We start from the raw sequence: 4,994 nt of genomic DNA, 5'->3' as shown, positions 1-4,994 counted from the left end.
CATCTGCGAACGACCGTCGGTAAGCGTTCCCTGGGGCGAGCTGACGTTCGCGGCGCGCAGCGCCTGGGAAACGTCGTTGGCCGACAGCCCTTGCGAGGCGAGGGCGGCCGTATCCAGCTCCACCCGCACCGCGTGCGCGGTGCCGCCGAAGATCTGCACGCGGGCGACACCGGGCAGCTGGGCGATCGCGGGCGACAGCAGGGTGTCGGTGATGTCGTAGAGCTTGTCGGGCGGCAGCGAGGTGGACGTCAGTGACACCAGCAGCACGGGGATCTGCGAGGTATCGAACTTGAAATAGTTCGGCGGGGCCGGCATGCCGGTGGGAAGATCCACCGCCGCGGCATTGAGCGCTGCCTGCACGTCGCGCGCGGCTTTGTCGGCAGTCCGGTCCATGGTGAAGCGAACCTGCACGAAGCAGGAGCCTTCGGTGCACTGCGAAACCATTTCCTCGATACCCGGGATCTGGCCCAGATGGCGTTCGAGCGGCGCGGCCACGGTGGTGGCCATCACCTGCGCGCTGGCGCCCGGCATCTGGGCGAACGCCACCACGCCTGGAAATTCCAGCGAGGGCAGGGCGGCCACGCCCAGCAGGATGTACGCGACTACGCCTGCCAGGGTTAGTCCCAGCGCAAGTAGCGACGTCCCCACGGGCCGACGGATGAATGGCGCGAATATGTTCACAAACCTCCCGGGCGGATCGCCTCTCCCGGCGAACCGCGTTGCACGCGTCGTTTCCTTGACCGTTTCCGCGCGCCTTAGTTTAACGGGCAAGCGGGGTATCGTGCCGCCACGTTAGGCGCGGACGATGACGAACGCGTGTGCAGGAAGTATGTCCGTGCCGAAAGGCAGGGGCGGCGGCATGTGTCGGCCTCCACCGCCCCTTCATCGTTTCAAACGATGCAAATCGTTCAGTTGGGTTGGGGTCAGAGTCATGACTCTGACCCCGTTTAGAACGATACAGATTGGTCAGCGTGCGGGCGAATAACGTAACGTCAGGTAGTACGTACGGCCCAACTGGTTGTAGTAGCGCGAAGTTTCGTAGGTCTTGTCGGCCAGGTTGGCGACCCGCGCCTGGATGCTCCAGGCGGGACGGAACGTCCAGCTGGCGCGGACGTCAGCCGTGGTGTATCCACCCAATCGCGCCGAGTTGGCCGCGTCGTCGTAGCTGTAGCCAGCGCTGTAAACCGAGCCGCCCACGCTGAAGTCGCCAAGGTCGCGGTCAAGATCGACGCGGCCCATGCGACGCGGACGCCGTGCCAGCAGGTTGCCGTCGGTGCCATCGTCAGCCTGGCTGATCGGCTGCTGCACGGTGGCCGAGGCACGCAGGTGCCAGCCATCGACGTCCGCGCCCAGCTGGCCTTCGATGCCACGCAAGCGGGCACGCGCCACGTTGATTGGCACGAAGTTCTCGTCGTAGCCGATGAGATTGGTGAGCTTGGTCTGGTAGGCGTTCACCGCCCAATTCCACGCACCGGGCCGGGCCGACAGGCCGATCTCGTAGCTGCGGCCGGATTCAGGCTTCAGGTTCGGGTTGCCGCTGCCGAACGGATAGTAGAGATCGTTGAACGTGGGCGCGTGGAACGACGACGCCCACGAGGCCGACAGCACCATCTGGTTGTCGAAGTGGTAGCCGTAGGCAATGCCGCCGGTGTTGTGGTTGCCGAACTGCTCGTTGTGGTCGTGGCGGCCAGAAAGCTGGATCTCATTGGCGTCGAACCGACCCTGGTACAGGGCAAACACGCCGGTGTTGTTGCGGCGGTCGGCGAGGTAGCCGGTGTCGCTGTCCAGACGTTCCTGGCTGTAGTCCACGCCGGCGGACACCGACTGGCCCGGGGCCAGCGTGAAGTCGTTCTGCCAGCTGGCCTGGTTCCGCTTCGAATAGCCGAAGCCGATGCGCGGGCCGAAGGCGTAGTTGTCGGCACGGTCCTGGTTCTGCCCCACGGCCACGTTCATGCGCCAGATGTCGGTCACCGGGAAGCCGAGGTTGCCGCCCACCACCTGCTGCGAGCGGCGGGTGAAGTTGCCGAAGTCGCCGTCGTATTCGATGTCGCCCTTGCTGCGCAGGAAGCTTCCGGTCAGCACCACGTCGTTATCCCAGCGGTAACCACCGGAAAGCGCGGCGTTGTAGGTGCGGTAGCCATCCTTGTCGGGCTGGTCGGCGAAGCAGCCGGCGAAGGCTTCGGCGGCGCCGACCTTGCAGGCGTTGATGCCGCGCGTGTACTGGCCGCCGAGGCTGGCGTTGTACCAGCCGTGTTCGGTGCCGCCGGAAATGCCCGCCTGGCCGTCGACCAGGCTGTGACTGCCCGCGGTGAGCGCCAGCGAGGGTGTCGGCGCTTCACCTGCGTCGCCGTGGCGGGTGAAGATCTGCAGCACGCCGCCGATGGCGTCCGCACCGTAAAGGCTCGAACGCGGGCCGCGGACGAACTCGATATGGTCGATCTGTTCCACCGGAATCTGCTCGAAGGCCGGCAGCCCCGCCGCGACGGTGCCCACGCGGACGCCGTCGATCAACACCAGGGTGTGCGAGGAGTTGGTACCGCGGACGAACATCGAGGTCTGCTGGCCCAGGCCGCCGGCATTGGCGAAATTCACGCCAGGCAGGCCCGTGAGCAGGTCCTGCACCGATTGCGGCTGCAGGCGGTCGATGTCCTGGCGGGTAATCACCGTTACCGGCGCCAGCGTGTCCTCGATCGAGGTAGCGGTGCGGGTGGCGGTCACCACCACTGTTTGCATGGTTTGCGGTTGCGTTTCGTCCGCGGCGTGGGCGGCGGTGGCTGCGAGCAAGGCAGCGGCGAGCAAGGTCTTCTTCATGAGGTTGTGCGGGTCCCGGGGTTCGAACGGACCGGCAGCGCGCAGGAAGGAATGGAACGAGGTCGCGCACGGGCGCGGGCCAGGTCCGGCTTCGCCCTCCGCGAGCCACCAGCAGCATGAATCCGCTTGCGCGGATATCCGGGCCGGTCTCCGGGCTGGCGAACGTCGGGACCATTGGGCCCGAGGGGAACGGCACCTTCCCGCACTTATCGTGCAGTGGCGTCTTGCCGTTCCTTGCGTCGCTTACCGTTGCGGGGGCAGCGCCGGATTCTCACCGGCTTCCCGTTTCATCCCTTGGGTGAACACCCTTGGGACACCTGGACGGGGCGCATGGTAGCAGGTTCCCCTTTGCGCCGATTACTCGCAGCGCTGGCAGGCGCCGGCGATCCAGGTCTCATAGACCGAATAATCTTCGTTCAGGGCGACGAGGTCGGCGCGGTAGCCGGCGGTGACCTTGCCGAAGGTCTTTTCCAGTCCCAGGAACGCGGCAGGGTAGGTAGAGGCCATGCGTGCGGCCTCGGCCAGCGGCACCCCCACCATTTCCACGGTGTTGCGTACCGCCGTGGCCATGTCCAGGGCGGAACCGGCCAGCACGCCGCCGGCGGTCTGGCACACGCCGTCGCGGGCGGTGATCCTTTCGCCATTCAGGATGAACGATGGATCGGCCGCGCCCACCGGCGGCATGGCGTCGGTCACCAGGAACATCTTCTGCCGCGGCTTGGCAGCAATCGCCACGCGCAGGGCGGCCGGGTGCACGTGGTGACCGTCGACGATCAGGCCGCACCAGCTGTGCGGATCTTCCAGCGCCGCACCGACCACGCCGGGTTCGCGGCTGGTGAACGGGGTCATGGCGTTGAAGAGGTGGGTGAAGCCACGCACGCCGTTGCGCAGGGCATCGCGCATGGTTTCGTAGTCGGACGCCGTGTGACCGGCGGCCACGGTGACGCCAGCCTCGGTGAGCTGGCGCAAGGTGTCGATGCTGGCGCGTTCAGGTGCCAGGGTAAGCAAGGTGACGCCGTTGTGCTTGCCGGCCAGCATCGCGATGTCATCCATGTCGACCGTGCGGAACTTCGCCGGGTTGTGCACGCCCTTGCGCTCGGGCGCCAGGAACGGGCCTTCCAGGTGGATGCCGAGCACACCCGGCACGCCCTGTTCGATGGCCGCGTTCACCGCCTCGATGGCCCGGCGCATCACGTCGACATCGTCGCTGATCAGCGTGGGCAGGAAGCCCGTAGTGCCGTAGCGGCGATGCGCGGCACCGATGGTGCGGATGGTTTCCACCGTGGGCGCATCGTTGAACAGCACGCCGCCGCCACCGTTCACCTGGCAATCGATGAAGCCGGGCAACAGTACGCGGCCTTCCAGGTCGTGGCGCTCGGCGGCGCGCACGCGCGGGTCGGACGGCAGGGCCAGCCCGGCGATGACATCGCCTTCCAGCAGCACGGCGAAGCCGCCTTGCAGGCCGTGGTCGGTGAGGACGCGTCCGTTGACGAGTGCGGTGGTCATGAGTATCTCTCTCTTCGATTCGATGGGCCGGACCGTCAAACGGTCTCGGTCACTTTGTTGAGATGCGGCGGCACGTCGGGATTCAGCCCGCGGCGCAGCGACAGCGCGTTGGCCGCGCGATAGAAGCTCTGGATGGTGAGGATCGGCGCGGTAAGCGCATTGGAGCCGGCCAGGGGCAACGCGCCAACGCCCGCCGCGCCCGGTGCGGCCACCCAGACACGGGCGCCGCGGCCGCGGAATTCGCTGGCCACCGCCAGCGTGCTGGCGAGTGCTTCGTCGTCCTGGGCGAAGAACAGCACCGGGAATTCCGGGCCCACCAGGGCCATCGGGCCGTGCTTGACCTCCGCCGCACTGAACGCCTCCGCGTGCAGGGCGCAGGTTTCCTTGAATTTCAGCGCCGCCTCCAGCGCGATGGCGAAGCCGTAGCCCCGGCCCACCACGAAGAAGTTGCGCGCATCCACCAGGCCGTCGACCAGGCTCGACCAATCCGCGTCCCAGCCCTGGCGCAGTTGTGCGGGCAGGGCGCGAAGCGCGTCATCGAGTTCGGAGTCTTCGCTCCAGCGGGCCACCAGGTGCAAGGTGGCCACCAGCGCCGCGATGTAGCTCTTGGTGGCGGCAACGCTTTTCTCAGGCCCCGCACGCAACGGGATCACCACGTCCGCGGCAGCGGCGAGCGG

The 4,994-nt window shown here is 67.0% G+C and carries 4 protein-coding genes and 1 riboswitch; all 4 genes read right to left on the bottom strand.

Features of this window, described 5'->3' with window-relative positions; genetic code table 11:
- On the bottom strand, window positions 1-681 hold a 681-nt coding region (locus VK519_RS05965), incomplete at its 3' end, for an efflux RND transporter permease subunit (RefSeq protein WP_324348212.1).
- Between the two features lie 285 nt (window positions 682-966).
- On the bottom strand, window positions 967-2,811 hold the full coding sequence (locus VK519_RS05960; protein ID WP_324348210.1) for a TonB-dependent receptor domain-containing protein: 1,845 nt from the start codon (window positions 2,809-2,811) through the stop codon (window positions 967-969).
- 124 nt (window positions 2,812-2,935) lie between these two features.
- A riboswitch (cobalamin riboswitch) is annotated at window positions 2,936-3,147 on the bottom strand.
- A gap of 21 nt (window positions 3,148-3,168) precedes the next feature.
- A complete protein-coding gene (nagA, locus tag VK519_RS05955) occupies window positions 3,169-4,317 on the bottom strand; it encodes an N-acetylglucosamine-6-phosphate deacetylase (RefSeq protein ID WP_324348209.1) in 1,149 nt (382 codons plus the stop codon).
- Window positions 4,318-4,352: 35 nt separating this feature from the next.
- Window positions 4,353-4,994, bottom strand: a 642-nt coding sequence (locus VK519_RS05950; RefSeq protein ID WP_324348208.1) for an SIS domain-containing protein, incomplete at its 5' end; no start/stop codon positions are given.

The organism is Pinirhizobacter sp., assembly GCF_035317885.1.
In the GTDB taxonomy this organism is placed as follows: domain Bacteria; phylum Pseudomonadota; class Gammaproteobacteria; order Xanthomonadales; family Rhodanobacteraceae; genus Pinirhizobacter.
This window is presented reverse-complemented; position numbering and strand designations above follow the sequence as displayed.

Excerpts from the sequence above, each read along its gene's own strand:
- VK519_RS05960 (WP_324348210.1), bottom strand. The coding sequence starts at position 2,811 with ATGAAGAAGACCTTGCTCGCCGCTGCCTTGCTCGCAGCCACCGCCGCC.
- nagA (WP_324348209.1), bottom strand. The coding sequence starts at position 4,317 with ATGACCACCGCACTCGTCAACGGACGCGTCCTCACCGACCACGGCCTG.